Origin of the sequence: Nostoc sp. CMAA1605, assembly GCF_021596505.1 — a bacterium.
Classification (GTDB): domain Bacteria; phylum Cyanobacteriota; class Cyanobacteriia; order Cyanobacteriales; family Nostocaceae; genus Trichormus.
Map to the genome: position 1 here is coordinate 1 of NZ_PJIZ01000173.1, position 2,662 is coordinate 2,662.

The 2,662-nt window shown below is 40.2% G+C and carries 1 protein-coding gene and 4 pseudogenes; 4 read left to right on the forward strand and 1 reads right to left on the reverse strand.

What is annotated here, in order from left to right; all coding sequences use genetic code 11:
• Positions 1–24: 24 nt before the first annotated feature.
• The 4 genes and pseudogenes from CV014_RS30295 (at position 25) to petJ (ending at position 1,995) form a co-directional block, all read left to right on the forward strand.
• Positions 25–159: a hypothetical protein gene (locus CV014_RS30295; protein ID WP_268964968.1), complete on the forward strand. Its 135-nt coding sequence runs from the start codon at positions 25–27 to the stop codon at positions 157–159.
• Positions 160–168: 9 nt separating this feature from the next.
• A pseudogene (gene psbV / locus CV014_RS29335) lies at positions 169–662 on the forward strand (photosystem II cytochrome c-550).
• A 274-nt stretch (positions 663–936) separates the two neighbouring features.
• Positions 937–1,339: pseudogene (petE, locus tag CV014_RS29340) on the forward strand (plastocyanin).
• 313 nt (positions 1,340–1,652) lie between these two features.
• A pseudogene (petJ, locus tag CV014_RS29345) lies at positions 1,653–1,995 on the forward strand (cytochrome c6 PetJ).
• A 157-nt stretch (positions 1,996–2,152) separates the two neighbouring features.
• Here petJ and CV014_RS29350 read toward each other — a convergent pair.
• Positions 2,153–2,662 (reverse strand): annotated as a pseudogene (locus tag CV014_RS29350) (hypothetical protein); the annotation flags it as partial.

Genomic DNA, 2,662 nt, shown 5'->3' on the forward strand with positions numbered 1-2,662 from the left:
TCTCTATTTGCGGGTTAACACACAATGATGAGTTTGGCAAACCTAGCGATCGCAGAGATAACAGGAGACTACAGTGTGACTGTAGCCAAGGTTTTGTCTTTGTCAATTTTAGAGGTTGAGTATTACTTTATTAGCTGTGTTGAGCGTCAAAATCTTTAAGGGGAAACAATGTTTAGAAGACTTATTGGCGTTGTTGTCGTTACTGTTCTACTGACTTTTCAGTTAGTTGTCGGTAGCGCAACAGCTGTGGAACTGGACGAAGCTACCAGAACAGTAAAATTAAATGAACAGGGTGATACCGTTACACTCAGTTTAAAACAAGTAAAAGAAGGCAAACGTTTATTCCAGTACGCCTGCGCCCAATGTCACGTCGGTGGTGTGACCAAAACTAACCAAAAACGTTGGACTTTGAACCAGAAGCCCTGGCGTTAGCCACACCCAAGCGGGACAATATTGAAGGCTTGGTAGATTACATGAAAAATCCCACCACCTATGATGGGGTAGATGAAATTTCCGAATTGCACCCCAGCATCAAGAGTGCAGATATTTTCACAGCAATGCGAAATCTGACCGATAAGGATTTGGAATCCATCGCTGGTCATATCCTACTCCAGCCAAAAATTCTTGGCGACAAATGGGGCGGCGGTAAAATCTACTACTAAAATCCTCACTACTGGCTGAATTTTGGTGAGTTCTGAGTTCTCAGTGCTGAAGACAAGGAAATTGGAGCAGGATGAATGATGAAAACATTGATTGTGCATGGGTCATCTCTCATTCCTAATTTTTCTTGACTCGGTACTCAGAATCTGGAACTCACAGTTTTTTGCTCTCTATAAATTCTTCAAAAAAAACTTCTACGACATATTGTCATATTTCGCGTAAATTTTATTTAAAATAGGAGAGGGAAAAATAAAACTATATATTTAGGAGAACGCAGTGAAGTTAATTGCAGCAACCTGGCGACGCTTACTTTAGCCGTATTGACAGCAGTTTTAGTTGTGAGCAGCTTTGCTATCTTTACACCTAGTGCTGCGGCTGAAACACACATCATTAAACTAGGTACAGATAAAGGAATGCTGGCATTGAACCAGCTAAGTTGACCATCAAACCAGGCGACACCATCGAATGGTTAAACAACAAAGTACCCCCCCATAACGTTGTGTTCGATCCCAACGGTGGTGAGTTTGCTAAAGCACTCTCTCATAAACAATTGATGATGAGTCCTGGTCAAAAAGAAACAACCACCTTCCCCGCAGATGCTCCTGCTGGCGAATACACCTTCTACTGCGAACCTCATCGTGGTGCTGGTATGGTTGGTAAAATCACTGTTGAAGGCTAGAAACCTTTGGTTGTCGCTAGATTTTGCATGACTTTCTAGCCACATCCCAATTCACGGCGGTGACTAGTCTAACTTCCCCTCAGTAACTTTCCAATGATCGAAATTCAGCAGGAATAGACTTGTCACCGCAAATTTTAGATACATTTATTATTCAAAATTTATACAAGATTAATATAATTATTAATTATATAATTGCTCTAACAGTGGCTCGTATGCAGCTAAGAATGTAAATATATGTTAAGTACCTAGCAGCAATACAATATTGACTAGCAAATACTTTTGTTTGCTAAATGTTTGTCGCGAGGAAAATCTGTTGAGAATAATTTTATTTATATTTTTGGCGATCGCTACAATTAAACTTACATTTACCAGTCCAGTTCTAGCGGCAGAAATATCTTCAGGCGCGAAAATTTTCCAGAATAACTGCTCTGCTTGCCATATCGGCGGCGGTAATATTCTAGTCCCTCAAAAAACCTTGCAAAAAGAAGCTCTATCCAAGTACCTCGCCAACTACAACGAAGACGCTATCCAGGCAATTATTTATCAAGTAGAAAACGGTAAAAAATGCTATGCCTGCCTTCAAAAACAAGTTAAGCGAACCAGAAATTCTCGAAGTTGCTGCTTACGTCTTCCAAAAATCAGAGCAAGGCTGGTAAAAATAATCAGTAGGGGCGGGTTTTGGCAGATATTTTAGTTAACCCCGTCCCTACAACAGCCTAGTGACAAAGTATCCAGTTAAACAGGTTGCGCTAAACTTTGCTGAAACGCAACAAAAGTGAACTAGCACAAATAATAGCTGAATATTATTGGCTACTAGTTAGCATTTGGCTTTTTTTGTCTGCTATCACGCAAATTTTGCAATTGCCTGATTAATTCTTTGCTAGGTTTTGATGTGGATGATGAATTATCCGATCCAGTCGTCTGTTCAGATGATGGAACAGTTACAGTTGATGTCTCCGATTGAGGATTATTAGGATTGGAATTGTTACCAGAATTAGGAATCACTACAGCCGGAGTCTTGTCTGAATTGGTTTGTGTGGTATTGCTGCTGTTATATTGAAAACGCAAGTTAAAGGGATAGCGACTAATTTGTTTATCGCCTTTGGGAGTATTTGCAGCAAAATACGCTTTAGCTTTTTGTTGTAATTCAGGAGCAATTGACCTGTCTTGGAAGTAAATATCTAAAGGTTTGCCTTGAGTATCAACCACCAAAACACCCAACACTATACCATCAAGACCTGGCTTCTCAGTGGTGATGGTGTTACGAATGACAGCTTTCTCCTCAGAGTTGGGGTACTGTTGCTGGAGTGTTTTTCTTAAATT

Excerpts from the sequence above, each read along its gene's own strand:
- CV014_RS30295 (WP_268964968.1), top strand. The coding sequence starts at position 25 with ATGATGAGTTTGGCAAACCTAGCGATCGCAGAGATAACAGGAGACTAC.